The sequence below is a fragment of the Oceanicola sp. 502str15 genome (genome assembly GCF_024105635.1).
In the GTDB taxonomy this organism is placed as follows: Bacteria; Pseudomonadota; Alphaproteobacteria; order Rhodobacterales; family Rhodobacteraceae; genus Vannielia.
Genome location: NZ_WYDQ01000001.1, coordinates 139440 through 159934, shown reverse-complemented (window position 1 = coordinate 159934; position 20495 = coordinate 139440). Strand labels below are relative to the sequence as shown.

General features: G+C 67.3%; 22 protein-coding genes. 10 read left to right on the top strand and 12 right to left on the bottom strand.

Annotated features, from left to right (window positions below):
• Nucleotides 1-9: 9 nt before the first annotated feature.
• Nucleotides 10-2262 carry a phosphoenolpyruvate--protein phosphotransferase gene (ptsP, locus tag GTH22_RS00760; protein WP_252942639.1) on the top strand — a complete coding sequence of 751 codons (2253 nt, stop codon included), beginning with the start codon at nt 10-12 and terminating at the stop codon, nt 2260-2262.
• Between the two features lie 72 nt (nt 2263-2334).
• Here ptsP and GTH22_RS00755 read toward each other — a convergent pair whose 3' ends face one another.
• Nucleotides 2335-2925 (bottom strand): O-methyltransferase, encoded by a 591-nt coding sequence (locus tag GTH22_RS00755; protein WP_252942638.1) that lies wholly within the window; start codon nt 2923-2925, stop codon nt 2335-2337.
• 87 nt (nt 2926-3012) lie between these two features.
• Nucleotides 3013-3492 carry a GNAT family N-acetyltransferase gene (locus GTH22_RS00750; protein WP_252942637.1) on the bottom strand — a complete coding sequence of 160 codons (480 nt, stop codon included), beginning with the start codon at nt 3490-3492 and terminating at the stop codon, nt 3013-3015.
• Nucleotides 3493-3566: 74 nt separating this feature from the next.
• On the opposite strand from GTH22_RS00750, the gene GTH22_RS00745 reads away from it, so the two are divergent.
• On the top strand, nt 3567-4151 hold the full coding sequence (locus tag GTH22_RS00745) for a flavin reductase family protein (RefSeq protein ID WP_252942636.1): 585 nt from the start codon (nt 3567-3569) through the stop codon (nt 4149-4151).
• A 549-nt stretch (nt 4152-4700) separates the two neighbouring features.
• Here GTH22_RS00745 and kynU read toward each other — a convergent pair.
• Together kynU and GTH22_RS00735 are read right to left on the bottom strand one after the other, a co-directional pair.
• On the bottom strand, nt 4701-5921 hold the full coding sequence (kynU, locus tag GTH22_RS00740) for a kynureninase (RefSeq protein ID WP_252942635.1): 1221 nt from the start codon (nt 5919-5921) through the stop codon (nt 4701-4703).
• Nucleotides 5922-5958: 37 nt separating this feature from the next.
• Nucleotides 5959-7548 carry a SulP family inorganic anion transporter gene (locus GTH22_RS00735; RefSeq protein WP_252947544.1) on the bottom strand — a complete coding sequence of 530 codons (1590 nt, stop codon included), beginning with the start codon at nt 7546-7548 and terminating at the stop codon, nt 5959-5961.
• A gap of 218 nt (nt 7549-7766) precedes the next feature.
• Between GTH22_RS00735 and GTH22_RS00730 the strand changes: the two genes are divergently transcribed.
• From GTH22_RS00730 to GTH22_RS00715, 4 genes are all read left to right on the top strand, one after another.
• Nucleotides 7767-8636 carry an S-methyl-5'-thioadenosine phosphorylase gene (locus GTH22_RS00730; protein WP_252942634.1) on the top strand — a complete coding sequence of 290 codons (870 nt, stop codon included), beginning with the start codon at nt 7767-7769 and terminating at the stop codon, nt 8634-8636.
• A gap of 111 nt (nt 8637-8747) precedes the next feature.
• The gene (locus GTH22_RS00725) at nt 8748-9809 is read left to right on the top strand and encodes a Hint domain-containing protein (protein WP_252942633.1); all 1062 of its coding nucleotides are present in this window, start codon (nt 8748-8750) and stop codon (nt 9807-9809) included.
• A 74-nt stretch (nt 9810-9883) separates the two neighbouring features.
• Nucleotides 9884-10297 carry a hypothetical protein gene (locus GTH22_RS00720; RefSeq protein WP_252942632.1) on the top strand — a complete coding sequence of 138 codons (414 nt, stop codon included), beginning with the start codon at nt 9884-9886 and terminating at the stop codon, nt 10295-10297.
• A gap of 263 nt (nt 10298-10560) precedes the next feature.
• Nucleotides 10561-10716, top strand: coding sequence for a hypothetical protein (locus GTH22_RS00715; protein ID WP_252942631.1), 156 nt, complete (start codon nt 10561-10563; stop codon nt 10714-10716).
• A gap of 131 nt (nt 10717-10847) precedes the next feature.
• On the opposite strand, the gene GTH22_RS00710 is transcribed toward GTH22_RS00715, so the two are convergent.
• From GTH22_RS00710 to GTH22_RS00695, 5 genes are all read right to left on the bottom strand, one after another.
• On the bottom strand, nt 10848-11768 hold the full coding sequence (locus tag GTH22_RS00710; RefSeq protein ID WP_252942630.1) for a DUF4123 domain-containing protein: 921 nt from the start codon (nt 11766-11768) through the stop codon (nt 10848-10850).
• An 80-nt stretch (nt 11769-11848) separates the two neighbouring features.
• Complete coding sequence (locus GTH22_RS00705) at nt 11849-13234, bottom strand: MATE family efflux transporter (RefSeq protein WP_252942629.1); 1386 nt, start codon at nt 13232-13234, stop codon at nt 11849-11851.
• Nucleotides 13235-13440: 206 nt separating this feature from the next.
• Complete coding sequence (locus tag GTH22_RS22005; RefSeq protein ID WP_256471542.1) at nt 13441-13572, bottom strand: hypothetical protein; 132 nt, start codon at nt 13570-13572, stop codon at nt 13441-13443.
• 176 nt (nt 13573-13748) lie between these two features.
• Nucleotides 13749-14705, bottom strand: a complete 957-nt coding sequence (locus tag GTH22_RS00700; protein WP_252942628.1) for a hypothetical protein — start codon at nt 14703-14705, stop codon at nt 13749-13751.
• Complete coding sequence (locus tag GTH22_RS00695; protein ID WP_252942627.1) at nt 14687-15346, bottom strand: DUF1007 family protein; 660 nt, start codon at nt 15344-15346, stop codon at nt 14687-14689. Before GTH22_RS00695 ends, GTH22_RS00700 begins: the two co-directional genes overlap by 19 nt.
• Before the next feature lie 158 nt (nt 15347-15504).
• On the opposite strand from GTH22_RS00695, the gene GTH22_RS00690 reads away from it, so the two are divergent.
• From GTH22_RS00690 to parE, 4 genes are all read left to right on the top strand, one after another.
• Nucleotides 15505-15753 carry a hypothetical protein gene (locus tag GTH22_RS00690; protein ID WP_252942626.1) on the top strand — a complete coding sequence of 83 codons (249 nt, stop codon included), beginning with the start codon at nt 15505-15507 and terminating at the stop codon, nt 15751-15753.
• Nucleotides 15750-16130 carry a type II toxin-antitoxin system death-on-curing family toxin gene (locus GTH22_RS00685; protein ID WP_252942625.1) on the top strand — a complete coding sequence of 127 codons (381 nt, stop codon included), beginning with the start codon at nt 15750-15752 and terminating at the stop codon, nt 16128-16130. Before GTH22_RS00690 ends, GTH22_RS00685 begins: the two co-directional genes overlap by 4 nt.
• The gene (locus GTH22_RS00680; RefSeq protein ID WP_252942624.1) at nt 16127-16540 is read left to right on the top strand and encodes a hypothetical protein; all 414 of its coding nucleotides are present in this window, start codon (nt 16127-16129) and stop codon (nt 16538-16540) included. The genes GTH22_RS00685 and GTH22_RS00680 overlap by 4 nt, the downstream gene beginning before the upstream one ends.
• 105 nt (nt 16541-16645) lie before the next feature.
• Nucleotides 16646-18601, top strand: coding sequence for a DNA topoisomerase IV subunit B (gene parE / locus GTH22_RS00675; protein ID WP_252942623.1), 1956 nt, complete (start codon nt 16646-16648; stop codon nt 18599-18601).
• Between the two features lie 35 nt (nt 18602-18636).
• Here the strand turns inward: parE and GTH22_RS00670 are convergent, their stop codons facing one another.
• The 3 genes from GTH22_RS00670 to GTH22_RS00660 form a co-directional block, all read right to left on the bottom strand.
• Nucleotides 18637-19200 carry a hypothetical protein gene (locus tag GTH22_RS00670; protein WP_252942622.1) on the bottom strand — a complete coding sequence of 188 codons (564 nt, stop codon included), beginning with the start codon at nt 19198-19200 and terminating at the stop codon, nt 18637-18639.
• Between the two features lie 158 nt (nt 19201-19358).
• Nucleotides 19359-19877, bottom strand: coding sequence for a transposase (locus GTH22_RS00665; RefSeq protein WP_252942621.1), 519 nt, complete (start codon nt 19875-19877; stop codon nt 19359-19361).
• Nucleotides 19878-20117: 240 nt separating this feature from the next.
• Nucleotides 20118-20324 carry a CsbD family protein gene (locus GTH22_RS00660; protein ID WP_252942620.1) on the bottom strand — a complete coding sequence of 69 codons (207 nt, stop codon included), beginning with the start codon at nt 20322-20324 and terminating at the stop codon, nt 20118-20120.
• Nucleotides 20325-20495 lie beyond the last annotated feature (171 nt).

Genomic DNA, 20495 nt, shown 5'->3' with positions numbered 1-20495 from the left:
TGGGGCAGAATGCCAGACACGAACCAACCCGGCAGCCGGCGGCTTCTGAAGCGCCTGCGCGAGACCCTCTCCGAAGCCGGAGAGGGCCAGGAGCGGCTTGACAAGATCACCACCCTGATCGCCGCCGAGATGAGCACCGATGTCTGCTCGATCTACCTGTTCCGCGACGCCGACACGCTCGAACTCTGCGCCACCGAAGGCCTCAAGGCCGAGGCCGTGCACCAGACCCGGATGCGCCTTGGCGAGGGGCTCGTGGGCCGTGTCGCCCTGCGCACCACCCCGATCAACACCGCCGATGCAACCGCCGAACGGGGCTTCCGCTACATGCCCGAAACCGGCGAAGAACGGTATTCCGCCTTCCTCGGCGTGCCGATCCAGCGGCTGGGCGAGCGCCTCGGCGTGCTCGTGGTGCAGAGCCGCGAGGCCCGCGCCTATTCCGACGATGATGTCTACGGCCTCGAAGTGGTGGCCATGGTGCTGGCCGAAATGGCCGAGCTGGGCATGTTCCAATCCTCCGCCGACGGGCTGAACGCGCGCCACACCCACCCCGTGCTGTTTCGGGGCGGCACCGGGCAGGAGGGCGCCGCCGAGGGCCGGGTCTACCTGCACGAACCCCGCGTGCTGGTGCTCAACCCCATCGCCGACGATGCCGAGGCCGAGGTGCTGCGCCTGCGCGACGCGGTCGACCAGCTCCGCTACTCGGTCGACGAGCTGCTCTCCGCCGCGCCGCTCGGCGAAGGCGACCAGCGACAGGTGCTCGAAGCCTACCGCATGTTCGCCAACTCCAAGGGCTGGCTGAAGCGGATGGAAGAAGACATAGGCCGCGGCCTCTCCGCCGAAGCGGCGGTGGAAAAGGAACAATCCGCCGCCCGTGCCCGCATGGAACAGGTGCCCGACGCCTACCTGCGCGAGCGCCTGCACGACCTCGACGACCTCTCCAACCGCCTGCTCCGCCTGCTCACCGGCCAGGGGCAGGACGACGGCTCCGAAATGCCCGCCCATCCGGTGCTGGTGGCCCGCAACATCGGCCCCGGCGAGCTTCTGGCCTACGGCCGCAAGCTGCGCGGCATCGTGCTCGAAGAGGGCTCCGTCGGCTCCCACGCCGCCATCGTCGCCCGCGCGCTGGCGATCCCGCTGGTGATCCACGCCTCCCGCATCACCACCGAAGCGCTCAACGGCGACCAGATCCTCGTCGACGGCGATCAGGGCATTGTGCACCTGCGCCCCGAAGACAGCGTCTCCGCCGCCTTCCGCGACAAGATCGCCATGCGCGCCAAGGCGGTCGAACGCTACGCCTCGATCCGCGACCTGCCCGCCACCGACCGCTCCGGCACCACCGTTGCCCTGCACATGAACGCCGGCCTCATGGCCGACCTGCCTTCCCTGCCCTCCTCCGGGGCCGAGGGCGTGGGCCTCTTCCGCACCGAGCTGCAATTCCTCGTCCGCAATCAGGTGCCACGCCGGGGCGAGCTGGCCGCGCTCTATTCCCGCGTGCTCGAAGCCGCCCAGGGCAAGCGGGTCGCCTTCCGCACGCTCGACATCGGCTCCGACAAGGTACTGCCCTACATGAAGCCGCAGGACGAGCCCAACCCGGCGATGGGCTGGCGCGCCATCCGCGTCGGGCTCGACAAGGCGGGCGTGATGCGAATGCAGCTCCAGGCCCTGATCCGCGCCTCCTGCGGGCGGCCGCTGTCGGTGATGTTCCCCTTCGTGGCGCAGCTCTCCGAGTTCACCGAGGCGCGCGACCACCTGATGCGCGAACTCGACCGCGAAGACAGGCTGGGCCACACCCTGCCCGAGAGCGTCGAGGTCGGTGCCATGCTGGAAACGCCCTCGCTCGCCTACGCCCCGCAGAAGTTCTTCGAGCTGGCCGATTTCATCTCGATCGGCGGCAATGACCTGAAGCAGTTCTTCTTCGCCGCCGACCGCGAGAACGAGCGCGTCCGGCACCGCTACGATTGCCTGAACGTATCGTTCCTTTCGTTCCTCGAATGGATCGTCATGCGCTGCGACGCCACCGAAACCCCGGTGAGCTTCTGCGGCGAGGACGCGGGCCGCCCGCTCGAGGCCGCCTGCTTCTCCGCCATCGGCCTGCGCTCGCTCTCGATGCGCCCGGCCTCCATCGGCGCGGTCAAGTCGCTGCTCCGCCGCATCGACCTGTCGGAGCTGAAGAAGGTGATCGAAACCGCCCGCACCGAGGGCGAGCAATCGGTGCGCGCGCGGGTCGAAACCTGGCTGCTCGACAACACCGACCCGGAGTGATCGCCCCGGGCGGTGGGTTTCACCCACCCTACAGCCTGCCCGCGCCACGCCCCCCGCGCCGGCCCGGCCCGCTCACCGATACCGGCTCACCTCCAGCCCGCTGCCCACCGGCAGCGTCACGCTCGCCATCCCCGGCACGCTGCGCACCGCGCGGACGTAGTGCGCCAGCAGCTCCCGCTCCGGGCGCACATTGTCGGCCACCACGATCGCGCCCGCGTTGAGCCGGGGCACGAAAGCCTCAAGGCAGGGCACGTAGAGATCCTTCCACAGGTCGAGCAGCACGAAATCAACGCGCTCCTCCATCGCCGCGATCATCTCCACCGCATCCCCGACCCGAAACTCCACATGCTCCGCCAGCCCGGCCCGTCGGGCCATTTCGGCGGCATGGGCCGACTTCTCCGGGCTGATCTCCATCGTGATGAGCCGCCCGCCGGTCGCCTGCGCCGCCGCTCCCAGCCAGATGCCCGAATAGCCATAGGAGGTGCCGATCTCGAGGATCGTCGGGGCCTTGAGGCTCCGGGCCAGAATGTTCAGGAGCTGCCCGGTCTCGGGCCCCACGGCCAGCAACCGCTGGTCGAGATCGAGGCTGCCCTTCGGCTGGGCGCGCTCATCGCGGATGCGGGCATGGTAGTGGTCGAGAACTGCGGTGATGTCCGGGGTCATGGGCGCCTCATGGGTGATCCTGTCGCCCTTCAACGCGCCGCGCCCGGGTTTCCGTTGCTTGCCCCGCCTGAGCCGGGCCTGTCGGCGTCAGAGCCATTTCTCCACATCGCCCGTCACCCCGGCCCAGTCACCCAGGCCAAGCACCCGCTCGGGGTTGGTCGGCGGGGGCATCACCACGCCGGAGAGCTTTTCAAAGCCGAACCGCGCATAATAGGGCGCATCGCCCACCAGCATCACCCGCGCCCGACCCTGCGCCCGCGCCCGCTCGAGGCTCTCGGTCATCAGCCACGCGCCAAGCCCCTCGCCCTGCCGCGTCGGGTGCACGGCCACCGGGCCCAGCAGCAACGCCTCGGCGCCCCCCACCCGCACCGGCCAGAAGCGGATCGCTCCCGCAACAATCCCCAGCCCGTCGCGCGCCACAAGGCACAGACCGGCCACCGGGGCGACCCCGTCGCGCAGACGGTAGGACGACAGCGCCTCGCGCCCCGGCGCAAAGCAGGTGTCATAGAGGGCTTCCACCTCCCAACGGTCCTCCGCCCTCTCCTCGCTGAGCACGTATCCGATCACGCCTGCCGCCCCTTCCGCTCTGGCCGCCCCCTAGCACGTGCGCTACCTTCCCGCAAACGCCCCAAGGAGCCCGGATGTTCTACACCCCACAAGATGGCCACGGCCTGCCGCACAACCCCTTCAACGCCATCGTCTCGCCCCGCCCGATCGGCTGGATCTCGTCGCGCGGTGCCGAAGGGCACGACAACCTCGCGCCCTATTCCTTCTTCAACGCCATCGCCTACGTCCCGCCGCAGGTGATGTTCTGCTCCACCGGCACCAAGGATTCGCTGATGAACATCCGCGAAACCGGGGTGTTTTGCGTCAACATCGTCGAAACTGCCGCCCAGGACGCGATGAACGCCACCTCCAGCGCGATGCTGCCGCAGGTGGACGAGTTCGAGAAGGCGGGCATCGCAAAGGCCGAGTGCGAAACCGTGGTCTGCCCCCGCGTGGCCGACGCCCCGGCCAACCTCGAATGCCGCGCCATCAAGTTCATCCAGCTCGAGGGGGCCGACAATCACATGGTCATCGGCGAGGTCACGGGCATCCACATCCGCGACAATTGCCTGAAGAACGGCCGGTTCGACGTGACCACCTTCCACCCCCTCTCCCGCCTCGGCTACCGCGACTATGCCTCCGTGCAAGAGGTCTTCGAACTGAAGCGCCCTGACGACTGAGGGCGCACCAGAAGAGATTCGAGGCCTCCGGCGGGAGATATTTGGAGCAAGAAAATGGGCAGGGTGCGCCTGCCATGGCGCGTGCGGTGGCGGGAACAATTCTAGATAAGTTTGCGCCGTTTCGGGCATCCGCCCCGAGGGACGCCAATCGTTGCAGCCTCGGCGCTTAGCCGCCAGAGCGCGCCCGATGGCCCGCGTTGCAATTGCCTGCAACTCGATTCAAATGCCGCATACCAGCGACCACGCGCCCCGGGGCCAACAGCGAGGCGCGCAAGCACCAGCCCGGCACATAGCAAGCCGACTCCAGCACCCGGACGCAAAAGCGAGAACCCCGCCGCCAACCGGTTGAAGAACCAGCGACGACGGGGCATTTCCTTGCACGGTCATCGGCTCTCCAGCCTGTACCGTGGCCCCATCATGGCGCGTTAAGGTTAACCGAGCGTTACCAGCAGCCCCATGTTCTTGCTGAAAATATCTCCGGGGGTCGCCGTTGTGGCGCCATTGGTTCGAGCCCAATGGCGACGGGGGGCTGCCCCCCCATTCAGACGCTCACGTCACCGCGCCCCGCTCGGCAAACCGCGGCTCGCGCCACTCACCGCTGTCCAGCACCTCGCGCAGCGCCAGCACCGCCCGTGCCACCTCCTCGAAGCTCAGGTAGAGCGGCGCGAAGCCGAAGCGCAGAACATCGGGGGCGCGGAAATCCCCGATCACGCCCCGTGCGATCAGCGCCTGCATGATCTCGTAGCCGTTTGGGTGGCGAAACGACACCTGGCTGCCCCGCGCCTCCGCCGCCCGTGGAGAGCCCAGCTCCAGCCCCGGGCACAGCGCCTCGACCCAGCCCACGAAGGCCTCGGTCAACGCCCGGCTCTTGGCCCGCACCGCCGCCATCTCCACGCCCTCCCAGTCGTCCAGCGCCCCCGCCAGCGTGCGCATCGACAGCACCGGCTGCGTGCCTGCCAGAAAGGCCTTCACCCCCTCTGCGGGCGCATAGCCCGGCTCGAAGGCGAAGGGCCGGGCGTGGCCCCACCAGCCGCTCACCGGCTGGCGGATCTGCCCGTGGTGGCGCGCGGCGGCAAACACGAAGCCCGGCGCGCCCGGCCCTCCGTTCAGGTACTTGTAGGTGCAGCCCACGGCAAAATCGGCCCCATCCCGCTCCAGCGCCACCTCCAGCGCCCCGGCGGAATGCGACAGGTCCCAGACCGCCAGCGCGCCCGCCTGCTGCGCCAGCGCGCTGAGCCGCGCCATGTCGCGCAGCGCGCCCGTTCGATAGTCGACGTGGTTCACCAGCATCGCCGCCACCTCCGGCCCCAGGCCCGCCTCCACCGGCCCCTCGGCCAGCACCAACCGCGCCCCCGCCGCCGCGCAGACCCCTTCGGCGATGTAGAGGTCGGTCGGAAAGCTCGTCGCCTCCGCCAGGATCACCCGCCGGTCCGGGCGCAGTGCCAAGCAAGCATGCAGCACCTTGTAGAGGTTCACCGAGATCGTGTCACAGCAGGCCACCGAGCCGGCGGCCGCCCCGATCAGCCGCCCCAGCCGGTCGCCCAGCGCCATCGGCATCTCGAACCAGCCCGCCGCGTTCCACGAGCGGATCAGCCCTTCGGCCCACTCCGCCCGCGCCGCCACGTCGAGCGCGGCCAGCGCCGCATGGCTGGCAGGCCCGAGCGAATTTCCATCAAGGTAGATGACCCCCTCAGGGATCAGGTAACGCGCCCGCCTCTCAGCGAGCGCATCGGCGGCGTCGAGCGCGCGGGCGTCAGCAATCAGGTCCATCCGCCGAGCCTCGCACGGCCCCGCGCGGCCCGCCAGCCTAATGCGCGTCGCCGAAAAGCCCGGTCTGCACCGGGTAGTTGGCGGCCACCTGATACTCCGGGTCGTCCTCGCTCTTCTCCACGATCAGCCCGGTCTGGCTCAGCAGCTTCCGGCAATCGCGCGACAGGTGCCGCAGGTGCAGCTCCTTGTCTTCCTCCAGGTACTTCTTCGCCATCCCCTCGATCGCAGAAAGCGCGGTCTGGTCCGCCACCCGGCTCTCGGCGAAATCGACGATCACCACCTTCGGGTCCCCCTTGGGATCGAACAGCTCCAGGAACCCGTCTGCCGAGCCAAAGAACAGCGGCCCCACGACCTGATACACCTTCGCCCCCTCGGGCGTGGTGTAGCTCTTGGCCGTGATCCGCTTCGCATTCTGCCAGGCGTAATGCAGCGCCGAAACGATCACCCCGACCACCACGGCAATCGCGAGGTCTTCCAGCACCGTCACAACCGTCACGAGGATGGTCACGAAGCTGGCGAACTTGGTGGAGACCCGCATGATGCGGAAGGTGTTCCAGGCGAAGGTGCCGATCACCACCATGAACATCACCCCCACCAGCGCGGCCAGCGGGATCTGCTCGATCAGCGGGCTGGCGAAGAGGATGAACGACAGCAGGAACAGCGCCGCCGCGATCCCCGCCAGCCGCGTCCGCCCGCCCGATTTCACGTTGATCATCGACTGCCCGATCATCGCGCAGCCGCCCATGCCGCCAAAGAAGCCGGTCACCGTATTGGCCGCGCCCTGCGCGATGCATTCCTTGGAGGCCCCGCCGCGCTGGTCGGTCATCTGGTTGACGAGGTTCAGCGTCAGCAGGCTTTCGATCAGGCCGATGGCCGCGAGGATCAGCGCATAGGGAAAGATGATGTAGAGCGTCTCGAGGTTGAACGGCGCCAGCGCCGTGCCATAGAGCCCCTCGCCCTCCCCGAACGGAATATGAAACGGCGGCAGCCCGCCCGCGATCGAGGCCATGTCGCCCACCCGCGGCACCGGGATGTTGAAGACGATCACCACGATGGCGACAATCCCGATCCCGGCCAGCGGCGCCGGAATCGCATTGGTCAGCTTCGGCAGGCCCCAGATGATCACCATGGTCAGCGCCACCAGCCCCAGCATCAGCATCAGCGACCATCCCCCGAGCCACTGGCCATCGCCGCCGGGCACCTTGAACTGGCTGAGCTGCGCAAGGAAAATCACGATCGCCAGCCCGTTCACGAAGCCCAGCATCACCGCATGGGGCACCAGCCGGATGAACCGCCCGAGATGGAAGACCCCGGCGGCAATCTGCATGATCCCCATCAGGATCACCGTGGCAAAGAGGTATTCCACCCCATGCTCCACCACCAGCGCCACCATCACCACCGCCAGCGCGCCGGTCGCGCCCGAGATCATGCCGGGCCGCCCACCGAAGACCGCCGTGATCAGCCCCACGATGAAGGCCGCGTAAAGCCCCACCAGCGGGTGCACATGGGCGACAAAAGCAAAGGCCACCGCCTCGGGCACCAGCGCCAGCGCCACCGTCAGCCCCGAGAGCACCTCGGTCTTGACCCGCGCCGCCATCGGCTCGTCGCCCTGCCGGAAGTCTCCCATCAGCCCCTTGGCAAAGGCAAAATACGGGCTCTTGCCCGCTTGTGGCGTTTCACTCATGTCATATCTTCCGGCTGGCTGGCGGTTGCTGCGCCGCCGCTAGCATGTTTGCGCTAGCGGCAAAAGCCCCGCACGCCGCCTTCGGGCGCGGTTAACCAAAAGACTTGCAGCTTTGCCTCTGAAAAGGCTCCATCGGGGCGCAGGCAACGGAGAACAGCCATATGACTCGCATGATCGGCATTATCGGCGGCTCCGGCCTCTATGACATCGACGGGCTCGAAGATGCCCGCTGGCTCACCCTCGACACGCCATGGGGCGCGCCCTCCGATGCGATCTTCACCGGCACCCTCAACGGCGTGCCCCTCGCCTTCCTGCCCCGCCACGGGCGCGGCCATGTCCACACGCCCTCCACCGTCCCCTACCGCGCCAATATCGCGGCGCTGAAATCGCTCGGCGTCACCGATGTGGTCTCCATCTCCGCCTGCGGCTCCTTCCGCGAAGAAATGGCGCCGGGCGATTTCGTGCTGGTCGACCAGTTCATCGACCGCACCATCGCCCGCGAAAAGACCTTCTTCACCACCGGCTGCGTCGCCCATGTCAGCATGGCCCACCCCACCTGCGCCACCCTCGGGGCCGAGGTGGCCGAGGCTGCCCGCGCCGCCGGGGCCAAGGTGCACGATGGCGGCACCTATCTGGCCATGGAGGGCCCGCAGTTCTCGTCGATGGCGGAGTCGAAGATGTATCGCGAGAGCTGGGGCGCCGATGTGATCGGCATGACCAACATGCCCGAGGCAAAGCTCGCCCGCGAGGCCGAGCTTTGCTACGCCTCGCTGGCGATGATCACCGATTACGACAGCTGGCACCCCGAGCACGGCTCGGTCGACATCACCGCCATCCTCGCCACGCTGCACGGCAATTCCGCCCGCGCCAAGGCCACCGTCGCGGGCCTGCCCGCCCGGCTCGGTGCCACCCGCGCGCCCTGCCCCCACGGCTGCGACAGCGCGCTCGAACACGCCATCATGACCGCCCCCGAAGCCCGCGCCCCGGCGCTGGTCGAGAAGCTCAAGAGCATCGCCGCCCGCGTCCTCTGACCGCAGACCCCGCGCCGCACCCCGGTTTGTTAACCATTTTCGGGCAAACCCTCCGCACAACCCACGAATCCGGCCCCCCTGCTGGCCGGGAGTGCTGCGGAGCGCCATTGCATGGCCACGATATTCGATCTCGTCGAGGTCACGGATCTCACCGGTCACACCACCTATTCCGACGCGAATGGCAACATTCTCGGCGTCGTCGACGGGATGACCTCGGCCGACCTCAATGACGGCGAGTTCGACGAGGGCGACAGCGTCAGCATCGGCGGCGTCACCTACACCGTCTCCCACATCCAGGAGCCCGATACCCCCGGCCACTTCGAGCTGCGCGGCGGGGTGATCGAGGGGTTCGCCCACGCTTCCGAGAGCAATCTCAACGTGATGTTCCTCACCCTCACCAACGGGGCGGAAAGCCGGCATTTCATCCTGCCGAACGACAGTTACGGCGATATGGAGATCGTCTCCATCACCACCGGCGCCCTCAAGGATGTCACCGGCAGCGACGCGGCGGTGATCGGCACGGCCGACCATGCGGTGGGCATCATCTGCTTTGCCGCCGGCACCATGATCGAGGGCGGCTGCGGCGCGTCGCGCCCGGTCGAGCAGCTCCGCCCGGGCGACGTGATCCGCACCGCCGACCACGGGCTGCAACCGCTGCGCTGGCGCGGGCACTGCCACCTCGGCGCGGCGCGGCTGCGGCGCTGCCCGCACCTCGCCCCCATCCGCATCGCGCCCGGCGCCCTGGGCGAAGGCCGGCCCAACCGGCCCCTGCTCGTCTCGCCCCAGCACCGCCTCCTGATGCGCTCGCGCATCGCGGGGCGGATGTTCGGGGTCGAGGAGGTGCTTGTCGCCGCCCGCCGCCTGCTGCCCCTGCCCGGCATCTCGCAGGTCTCCGACATGGTCGAGGTGGATTATTTCCACCTCCTGTTCGACCGGCACGAAGTGATCTTCGCCAATGGCGCCCCGGCCGAGAGCCTCTTCACAGGCCCCGCGGCCCTCAAGGCGCTGGAGCCCGCCGCCCATGCCGAGGTGCTCGCCCTCTTTCCCGCGCTCGCCACGCTCGGCCAGCCGCCCCCGCCGGGCCGCCCCATCGTCGAAGGCAAGCGCAGCAGAAGCCTCATCGCCCGCCACCTCAAGAACCGCAAACCGCCCCTGCGCCGCCCCCCGGGCTGACCACACCCGCCCGCCATCTGGCGCCGCGCCGCGCCGCCTGCTATCCATCTGCAAACAAGCGGGGAAAGAGGCCGATGGCAGGCGACTTGCCGGACTATTACTTCAGGGTGCGGGAAAACGGCGCCATGGCCTTTCGGGTCGATACCGAAAACCGCCAGCGCCGCATCGAGATGGACCAGATCGCGGTCATCAACATCAAGAACGGCGAGGTCAAACCCCACGGCGACCGCCAGCTCACCGAGGCCGACATCGCCGCCATCACCGAATGGATGACCGAGCGCACCGCCCTCCTCGCCCGCCGCGACATCGACGACATCCACCGCGCGGTCGACTACCTCAACATCACCACCCAATGGGTCCAGTCCAAGGCCGAGGACGACCAGCTCGAAGAAGTGACCGACGCCCTCCTCCTCGCCATGCACGACCTCCGCTCGGTGCTCGTGCGCAAAAAGGCCGACCGCCTGATCCGCGCCAAGGAAGGCGGCTGAGGGGGGCGGCTGCCTCTTCGGCTCAAAGCGACGCGGCTCGTTCAAGCAGCAGAGTTTCGTGTTCATCGTCTGCGCGGTGGCAAATGCCATCATGCTGCTGTTCTCGACGAACTTTCTCAAACCCGTCACCCGCCTCCCCCCGGGCTGAGCCGGAAACCGCGCCGCATTTCACCGATGCAGCAGCGGGCACGGCCTGTTGCCTGCCCCCGGCTTTCCTGCCAATCTGCCGCCATGCATCGTTAATCACTTTGAAAGGGACATCCATGATCCGCAAAACCCTGCCTCTCCTGCTCGTCCTGGCCCTCGCCGCCTGCGTGCAGCCCGCGCCCGAAGCCGAGCCCGAGCCCGTGCTCGACCAGAACGGCGTCGAGGTGCTGCCCACCGATGATGTCATCACCGAAGACGAGCTGCTCTCCTGAGCGCCGTTTACCCTTGTGGATTTTCCGGGCGGCGGTCGTAAGCCTGCCGCCCGATCTGCCCCTTGCGGGGCCGCTGCGGCCAGGCCTTGCCCGGCACGCGCCCCCCCGCCCCGCGAGGCCGGCGCCGCGCCCTACTTGGCGAAGCCCAACTCCATCTCCGCCCGCCACAGCCGTTCCTCGGCACTGGCATCGGGCATCTTCAGCGCCTCCAGCACCTTCTCGTGGCCCTTGGCCAGCTCGAACTTCGCACCCCAGCGGCTGTCGAGGTGGATGAACTCCCAGATCTGGTCCAGCGTCATGCAGCCAAAGCTCTCGGCCCGGTCATAGGCCGCCGCCACCCGCGCCTCGCGCTCCTCGGCGGTGCGCCCCGGCATGGCATCGCTCAGCTCCAGCACCGCGCGACGGCGCAGGCCCCGGCCGTGCTGCCCGGCCAGCTCGTCGTATTGCGCGCTCCGCAGCCGCAGGCGGCCGAAGCCCGGCGGGGCGTTGTGGCTGGGGTTGGCGGTGTGGGTCACCTCGCGGCCCGGCGGCTGCATCGCCACCGAGAGCGCCGCGCCAAAGAGCTGGCCCCGCTGCTCCTCGTCGAGCACCGGAATGAGCAGCGACATCACGTTGGGGTCGCCATGGCGAAACAGCACCGTCTCCCAGCCCGCGCCCCGGTCGACCGCGCCCACCTGCCGGCGGCCCACGATCGGCTCGGCCCGGTTGGCCGGGATCTCCACAAGGTTCAGGCGGCGCAGGTGGGCATAGATGTTGCCCGCCGTCTTCTCGCCCTGATCGGGCCAGTCCCACCACACCACCGCAGGCACCCCGGCGCAGACATCGGTGACCTGCTCGACCGCAAAGAGGTTCGGACAGGCCACCAGATGCGGCCCCCGCCCCAGCGCCGGCAGGTCGATCTCGTCGGTGAAGAGCGGCAGCGCCTCGAGGCCCACATCGCGGATCCGGCCCGGCAGGTCGTCAAAATGCGCCCCGTCGATCACGGCAAAGATCTGCCCCGGCAGGCGGCGCAGCAGGCTGCCCAACTGGTCCTTCGGTGCGCTGTCACTCATCACGGGGCCTCCCTTTCAGGTTGCGCCCATGCCTAGCACCGCTTTCCGAAGGGCGGAAGAGGGCCGGCCCATCGCGGGGCTCAGGCCAGCGCGGCGGCCCCCGCCTGGCCCGCGCCAATCCGCACTGAGCGGCCCCAGAACCGCCAGAGCAGCAGCACGCCTGCCACAGCCAGCCCCATCGCAAGGCCGAACCACACGCCCATGCCGCCCCAGCCGGCCGGAAAGCCCAGTGCCCAGGCCAGCGGCGCGCCCACCCCCCAGTAGGACACGGCGGCAATCCACATCGGCACCCGCATGTCCTGCACGCCGCGCAACAGGCCCATCGCCGTCACCTGCGCCCCGTCGAAAAGCTGGAACAGCGCCGCCATCGCCATCAGCCCCACGCCCGTTGCCAGAATTGCATCGCGCGCCGGTTCCGCCGGATCCACGAAGAGGCCGACGAGGAAGGCCGGGAAGACGAGGTATGCCACCATCGTCGCCAGCGCCCAGCCGATCGACAGCGTGATCGACACCGCAGCCCCGCGCCGCAGCCCCGGCTCGTCGGCGCGCCCCAGCGCCTTCCCGGCGCGGATCGTGGCGGCGTTGGAGAGGCCGAGATGCACCATGAAGGTCGCGCTGGCGATCTGGATGGCAATGCCATGGGCGGCCAGCGCGATGGTCCCGATCCAGCCCATCAGCAGCGAGGAGAAGGCAAAGAGGCCAACCTCCGCCAGCAGCGTCAGCCCAATCGGCCAGCCGAGCCGGGCCACCTGCGCCAGCGCCTCGCCATCGCCCCGCCACAGACGGTGGAAGATGCCATGCTCAGGGAAGATCCGCACCGCGTAGAGCCCCAGCAGCAGGGCCGAAAGCAGGTGGCCCGTCAGCGAGGCCCATGCCGCGCCCACCAGCCCGAGTTCCGGCGCGCCCAGCTTGCCGAAGATCAGCACCCAGTTGAGGAAAACATTCACCACCGCCGCCAAAATCGCGATCCACAGCAGCACCGTCGTGCGCTCCAGCGCCGAGAGGTAGCTTTTCATCACCATGGTCAGCAGCGCCGGCAGCAGCGCGAGCCCGGCAATCCGCAGGTAGCCCTCGGCCATCGCGGCCAGCTCCGGGTCTTGCCCCAGCGCCACGAGGATCGGCCCCGAGTACCAGAATGCAGGCTGAAACGCCGCCCATGAGAAGGCCGAAAGCCAGAAGCCCATCCGGGTAACGCGCCTGAGCCGCCGCACCCCCTCCTCGCCCCGCTCGCTGGCTTCGGCCACCAGCGGCAGCACCGCCTGGCTGAACCCGATCGAGAAGATGAAGGCGACGATCCAGAAGGTGCCCGCCAGCACCATCGCGGCCAGACCGGGGACCGAATACCACCCCATCATCAGCGTGTCGGTGATCTGAATCGCCATCTGCGCCAGATGCCCGCCGACCAGCGGCAGCCCAAGGAGCAGAATCGCCTTCGCGTGCCCCGCATATGTCATCTGATGGTCCATGGCCCCTGCTAGGGCTTCGGATCGCCTGAGGCAAGACCCGTGCTGTCAGCAGGCTTTCGGTGGCCTCGCTCCGCTCGGCAGGGCGGCGGGACAAGTCCCGCCCTACGCCCTGCCGCGCCCGATCAAATGCGCGGCCCCGTCCCGCCGGAAAGACCCGGCACCATGCATCGCGCGGGCGCGCCACCCCGGCCCGCCCGCGCCCGGGCCTATCGGCCCTTCTTCTCGCCCAGCGAGATCGGCTTTGCCGCGCCGAAGTTGGCCGTGGCCAGCACCTTCGGCTTCTCCTGCTTGGGTTTCTTCACTTCCTTGTTGCCGCGCTTGTTGTTGCCTTTTCCCATGTCGTCCTCACGGTTGGAGTGCCGCTCCGGCGTCATGCCGGGCGGGGCCGATCCTCAGGAAAATCAGGGTTGCCTGTTCGAACCAGGGCGATGACTTAGATGAGTTGCGGACTTGTCGGAGTCGGAGCCTTTCCGGGCCCGTGCCGCAAAGTAAATCTAGGCGTTCTCGGCTGCGTTCACAAGGCGCGCAACAGCAACTGCCCGGCCACCAGCACCACCACCGCTCCCGCCGCCAGCTCCAGCACCGGCCCGGCAATGCGCAGCGCCCCGCCCCGCCCTTCCAGCGCGCTCCAGGTGCCCTCGCGCAGGGTCACTGCCATGATCGCCACCGCGATGGTCACCAGCGCCGTGCCCAGCCCCATGGCAAAGGCCCCGGCCACCCCGGCGGCGGCCAGATCGAGCCGCCAGGTGATGACCAGAAGGAACAGCGCCCCGGTGCAGGGCCGGATGGCAATGCCGCCGATCAGCAGCAGGATGTCGCGCAGGCTGCCCGCGCTTTCCACCTGCGCCAGCGTCGGCCCATGGGCATGTCCGCAGGTGTCGCACACCGCGCCATCGCCGCTGTGGGAATGGTCATGGTGGTCGTGGTGATGTTCGTGGTGATGATGACCCTGCCCCTCATCCCCCCGATCCTCCCGCACCCGGCGCATCAACCCGCGCAGCCCGCGCCACGCCAGCCAGGCCCCGATCAGCAGGATCGCCCCGTAGCTCGCCGGGGCCAGCACCCGCTCGGTCAGCCCCTCCACCCGCTCGCCGCCCCAGCCGAGCAGCGCAATCGCGCCGTAAACCAACGCCACCGCCGCGCCCGCCTGCGCCAGCGAGGAGGCCAGCGCCACCGCCGAAAGCTTCACCAACGGCACCCGCCGCCCCAGCCCGTAACCGCCGATCAGCACCTTGCCATGCCCCGGCCCGGCGGCATGGACAACGCCATAGGCAAAGCTCAGGCCCACCAGCCCCCAGATCGCCGCCGGCTGGCCCGCCTTCAGCGCCCGGATCGCCCCGGCCATGCTGCCCTGAAATTCTCTCTGCGCGCCCGCCGCCCAGCGCCCCAGTGCCTCCACCGCGCCGCTCGCCCAGAGCCCCGCCAGCACCAGCGCCAGCAGAACCGCCGCCGTCACGAGGGCGCGTCGCACGCCACCCGAACCTCCTGCGCAAACATGTCGCCCACCGGCGGAAACTCCGCCTCGTCCAGCCCCTGCGCCTGCGCGCTGCCCTGAAGCTCGTCGAGCGCGGCCTGCAACTGCTCGGCGGCGGCATCGTAATCGGGCACCCAAAGCTCGGCGCGGCAGGCCTCGCGGCCGGTCAGCACCGTCTCCGTGACCACCTCATAGGCCGAGTAGTAGGTCGGGTCATAGGGCGAGAGCACCACCACCTTTTCCGGGTCCACCGGCGAGGCCAGCCGCCGCAGATGGCTCGAAGACACCTTGCCGCCCGCAAACCCCGCGCCGATCTCCTCGGGCGGGCCGAGCGGCACCTTCACGCCGTCCACCGTCAGATGGGTGTCGCCCTCGAAATCCTGCGGCCAGTCCATGTCGAAGCCCGTCAACTCCTCCAGCTCGGCCGCGCTGGCCTCGCCGTCAAAGTCGCTGTCGACCCCGCGCTCCTCGGTGATGTAGAGCGAGGTCAGCTCGTCGTAGGTCCAGCTCACCCGCACCGCCTCGATCAGCCCGGCCTCGTCGAAGATCACCTCGAAGCCGGTCTCGACGAAAACATGCGGATGCGCCCCGGCCATGCCGGGCACCGCGAACACCATTGCTGCAAGCCAGTTTCTCATGGGCGCGACCCTATAGCGGCCCCCCGCCCGCCTCAAGCAGGAGCGCAGGCCCTCGGCAAGTTGTGACCCGCGCCACCCGTGGCACGCCTGCGCCCCATTCCGCTTGAAATTATGCCCATCAGAATGTATATTCTACCGCACATTCAGGAGCACACCCGATGAACCGCATCTTCGCCAGCCAGAGCTGCACCATGACCGAGCTGCGCGAGCCCCAGAAGGTGCTCGACCGCGCCAACGGCAAGCCCGTCGCCATCATGAAGAACTCCCGCGTCGTCGGATACCTCGTCCCCGAGGCCGCCACCCCCGAGGAGGAGCCGCGCGTGGCGACGATGGAGGAGCTGAACGCCGCCTTCGAAGAGACCCGCGAACAGGCCCAGCCCGTGCTCGACTACCTGAAGGATAAATGACCTACCTCCTCCTGTCGGCCGAGCAGGTCGAAACGCTCCACGACCGGGTCCTCAACCCCGGCGAGCTTCCGGGCCGCGCCCTCGACAAATCCCTCGAAGGCGCGCTCGCCCGTGTCGATAACCGCATCTACTACGGCATGATCGAGGACGTCTTCGACCTCGCCGCCGCCTATGCCCAGGCCATCGCCTGCGGCCATTGCTTCAACGACGCCAACAAGCGCACCGCCTACCGGGCGATGCTCGTATGCCTCCGCCTCAATGGCGTGACCATCACCCACGCCACCGAGGAAGCCGGCGACAGGATCATCGCCCTCGCTCAACGCAAACTCGACGACATCGACCTCGCCCGCTGGCTCCGCGAGAAATCCCGCCCATGACCTCCCCCCTCACCCGGCTCCTCCCCGCGCTCCTCGCCCTCGCCGCCACCCCGGCCCTTTCCGACACCTACGCCTGCACCGTCGACGCCTTCACCACCTTCTCCACCGACGACACCCGCTTCATCGAAGCCAACCACCGCAAGACCTACAACCTCACCATCACCCCCAAAACCATCACCCTCACCATGCACTCCCCCGACTTCGAGGGCGGCACCTCCACCTATGCCGTCACCCGCCGCGACCTGCTCACCACCTACGCCCAGCGCACCGACCGCCAGAGCCTCGACATCCTCGCCCTCCCGCCCCGCCCGGCGGCACAGATCGAGCGCAAGGGCGCATTCAATGCCACCCTCACCGTCCTCTCCAACTTCTACACCAACAGCTGGCTGCTCACCTGCACCACGGCCTGACCGCCCCGCGCGGCCCCGTCCCGCACCACCCCAACGCCGCTTCCCCCCACCGCCCCCATCCGTTACACTCCGGGCCAACCAAAAGCCGATAAAGAGCAGCAGCACATGGCCGACGATCTCCTTTCCCCGCAGGAAACTTCCACCTACGACGCCTCCTCGATCCAGGTGCTGGAAGACATGGAGCACGTCCGCCTGCGCCCCGGCATGTATATCGGCGGCAAGGACGACCGGGCGCTGCACCACATGGTCGCCGAGATCATCGACAACTCGATGGACGAGGCCGTCGCAGGCCACGCCACCTGGATCGAGGTCGAGCTGCACGAGAACGGCCATGTCTCGGTGGTCGACAACGGCCGCGGCATCCCCATCGGCGCCCACCCCAAAGACCCGTCGAAAACCGCGCTCGAAATCATCTTCTGTACCTTGAACGCGGGCGGCAAATTCTCGGGCGACAGCTATGAAACATCCGGCGGCCTCCACGGCGTCGGCTCCTCCGTGGTCAACGCCCTCTCCGACCACCTGCGCGTGGAAGTCGCCCAGAACCGCGAACTCTACGCCATGGAATTCTCCCGCGGCGTCCCCCAGGGCAAGCTCGAAAAGATCGGCGCCGCCCCCAACCGCCGCGGCACCTCCGTCACCTTCCACCCCGATCCCGAGATCTTCGGCTCCCTCAAGCTCAAGCCCCATCGCCTGTTCAAGATGGCCCGCTCCAAGGCCTACCTCTTCTCGGGCGTCGAGATCCGCTGGAAATCCGCCATCCCCGATGGCGACACCCCGATGGAGGCCAAGTTCCACTTTCCCGGCGGGCTGGCCGATTATCTCTCCGAAACCCTCGGCGACAGCTCCACCTACGCCGAGGCCCCCTTCGCCGGGACCGTGTCGTTCGAAAAGTTCAACGCGCCCGGCAAGGTCGAATGGGCCATCAACTGGACCCCCTCGCGCGACGGCTTCATCCAGTCCTACTGCAACACCGTGCCCACCCCCGAGGGCGGCACCCACGAGGCCGGCTTCTGGGCCGCGATCCTCAAGGGCATCAAGGCCTACGGCGAGCTGGTGAACAACAAGAAGGCCACCACCATCACCCGCGAAGACCTGATTACAGGCGCGGGCGCGCTGGTGTCCTGCTTCATCCGCGAGCCCGAATTCGTCGGCCAAACCAAGGACCGCCTCGCCACCACCGAAGCCCAGCGCATGGTCGAAAACTCCGTGCGCGACCACTTCGACAACTGGCTGGCCTCCAACACCAAATCCGCCGGCGCCATCCTCGATTTCCTCGTGCTGCGCGCCGAGGAGCGCCTGCGCCGCCGGCAGGAAAAGGAAACCGCCCGCAAGACCGCCACCAAAAAGCTCCGCCTCCCCGGCAAGCTGGTCGACTGCTCCGCCACCAACCGCGACGGCACCGAGCTGTTCATCGTCGAGGGCGATTCTGCGGGCGGCTCCGCCAAGATGGCCCGCGACCGCAAGACCCAGGCCCTCCTGCCCCTGCGCGGCAAGGTGCTCAACGTGCTCGGCGCCGCCTCCTCCAAGATCACCACCAACGCCGAGATCAACGACCTCGCCCAAGCCCTCGGCGTCGGCCTCGGCACCAAGTTCAACATCGACGACCTGCGCTACGACAAGATCATCATCATGACCGACGCCGACGTCGACGGCGCCCACATCGCCTCCCTGCTGATGACCTTCTTCTTCACCCAGATGCGCCCGATGATCGACACCGGCCACCTCTACCTCGCCTGCCCCCCCCTGTTCCGCCTGACCCAGGGCGCCAAGCGCGTCTACTGCATCGACGAGGCCGAGCGCGACGAATGGATGGAAAAGGGCATCGGCGGAAAGGGCAAGATCGACGTGTCCCGCTTCAAGGGCCTCGGCGAAATGGACGCCAAGGACCTGAAAGAGACGACGATGGACCCGAAGTCACGCCAGCTGATCCGCGTGACCATCGACGAGGACGATCCGGGCGAGACAGGCGATCTGGTGGAACGGCTGATGGGCAAGAAGCCTGAATTGCGGTTTCAGTATATTCAGGAGAACGCGCGGTTTGTTGAGGAGTTGGATGTGTAGGGTGGGTGAAACCCACCGACTTTGACGTACAACCTCTATCCGTCAATATCAGGGAATAGTTCCTCCAGTTTCTCCTTAAGCGTCAGATGAATTAATGCAGTTGTAAACCCAGCATCTGGCCCCATTTCCGAACCCTCGAAACCCTGCAACGCACGCGAAAGCTCTGGTGCCATTTCTCTAGCCTTGACAACGATGGGGTCAGCTTCACTCTGTGGGATAAGCCCAAAATAGGCCCCAAAAACCAGTTCACCGTGTCTTAGCCCGGTCTCATACTCCGGCTGACCTTTCGCTCCGGCGGATCGTTGAAGAAAGTCCTGAAACCTCGACTGACTACCCGCGCCACAAAAGCTATCAAACGCCGCAAATGAGAATTCGCCAATTTTCCTGGGTGGCCACGATTTTCCACCGCAAACCATCACTCGGAAAAGTTGAGTGAGCATATTATAGACGCCCATTACGTACGGTTCTTTTAGAAATTCCGCAGTTGGCTGAAATGGTCGTCCGAAATCATACAGGCTTGTACTCATCGCAACAGATGCAAAAGAATTCCTTACAGCGATGCCGGTTTCTGCACCCCTTCGTTTATGCGACCCGAACATCACAAGCCCCTATTTTAGATGTGTTCTCAGAACTCATATCTGAGGAGTTGTTACCGTCAAGCACCGACCCGGTGACGGGCTTGCAGCACGTAGGGTGGGTGAAACCCACCACGTCCCGCGATTGGTGGGTTTCACCCACCCTACACAAATCGCAAAACCTACTCCCCGAACTCCCCGTCCGGCACGGCCCATTCCGGCGGCACCCGCCCGGCCCGCATGTCGCGGTGGATCGACGATGCCTCCCAGTCAACCGCCCGTGCCACCAAGCCGTGCTTGACCGGGTTGCCCCAGCAATAGGCAAGATGTGCAGCCATGTCCGTCCGGTCTCGGATGACATGCTCCCAGAACCGCCGCTGCCACACGCCCACTTCACCCTTCGCCTGCTTGCTCGCGCTCCGGGGCCGCCGAACGCCGAGGCGCTTCGAAAACCCGGCCTTGATCTCCTTCCACCGCGTCGAGAAATCCGAGTCCCCCTCCGGCAATCGCCAGATCGCATGAAGATGGTCGGGCAACACCACGATGGCCTCGGTTGCAAAGGGCCGCGCCCCTGCCGTATCTGCGTAGGCCTCCCGCAAGAGGTCGATATGTTCGATGAGGTCGCGCCTGCCCCGGTCCGCCAAGGCGACCGTGAAGAAGAATGTTCCGCCCGGAACAGATGCGCGACGATAGTCCGACATTCCGCGAGCCTGCCGGAATATGGTTACCCGCCGGTGAACGTGCTCGGTCGTGCCCGCCCTTATCAAAAATTCGGGTTTGGCAAAGGTATGTCCGGGTGGTGGGTTGGCACCCACCCTACACATCAACCGACCGTCGCTGCCGACTGTAGGGTGGGTGAAACCCACCGCATATTGCCCAACCCACAAAAAAGCCCCCCACGCTCTCGCGCAGGGGGCACACTCTTCACAAAACCTCTTGGCTCAGGCTGCCTTCAGCCCGGCGCGCCAGTCGTCGACCTGTTTCTCGGCTTCTTCCCGAGCGTAGCCGTACTTCTGCTGCACCAAGCCCACGAGCTGTTCGCGCTCGCCCTTGGCCTCGGCCAGTTCGTTGTCGGTCAGCTCGCCCCACTTCTCGCGGGCAGAGCCTTTCCATTCTTTCCAGTTGCCTTGGATGATATCCCAGTTCATGTCGGTCCTCCTTTCAAGGTATGCCTCAACAACGCCGCTTGACGGCCGCAAGTTCCGGCTTCCGGCGGGGCAATCCGGGGGACGCGCGTGGCGTCCGTTCCGTTAACGGGCGAACGCTATGTCAAAAAATGTATGCACGGGTTGTGTACGGGTTGTGCACCGGATGTGACT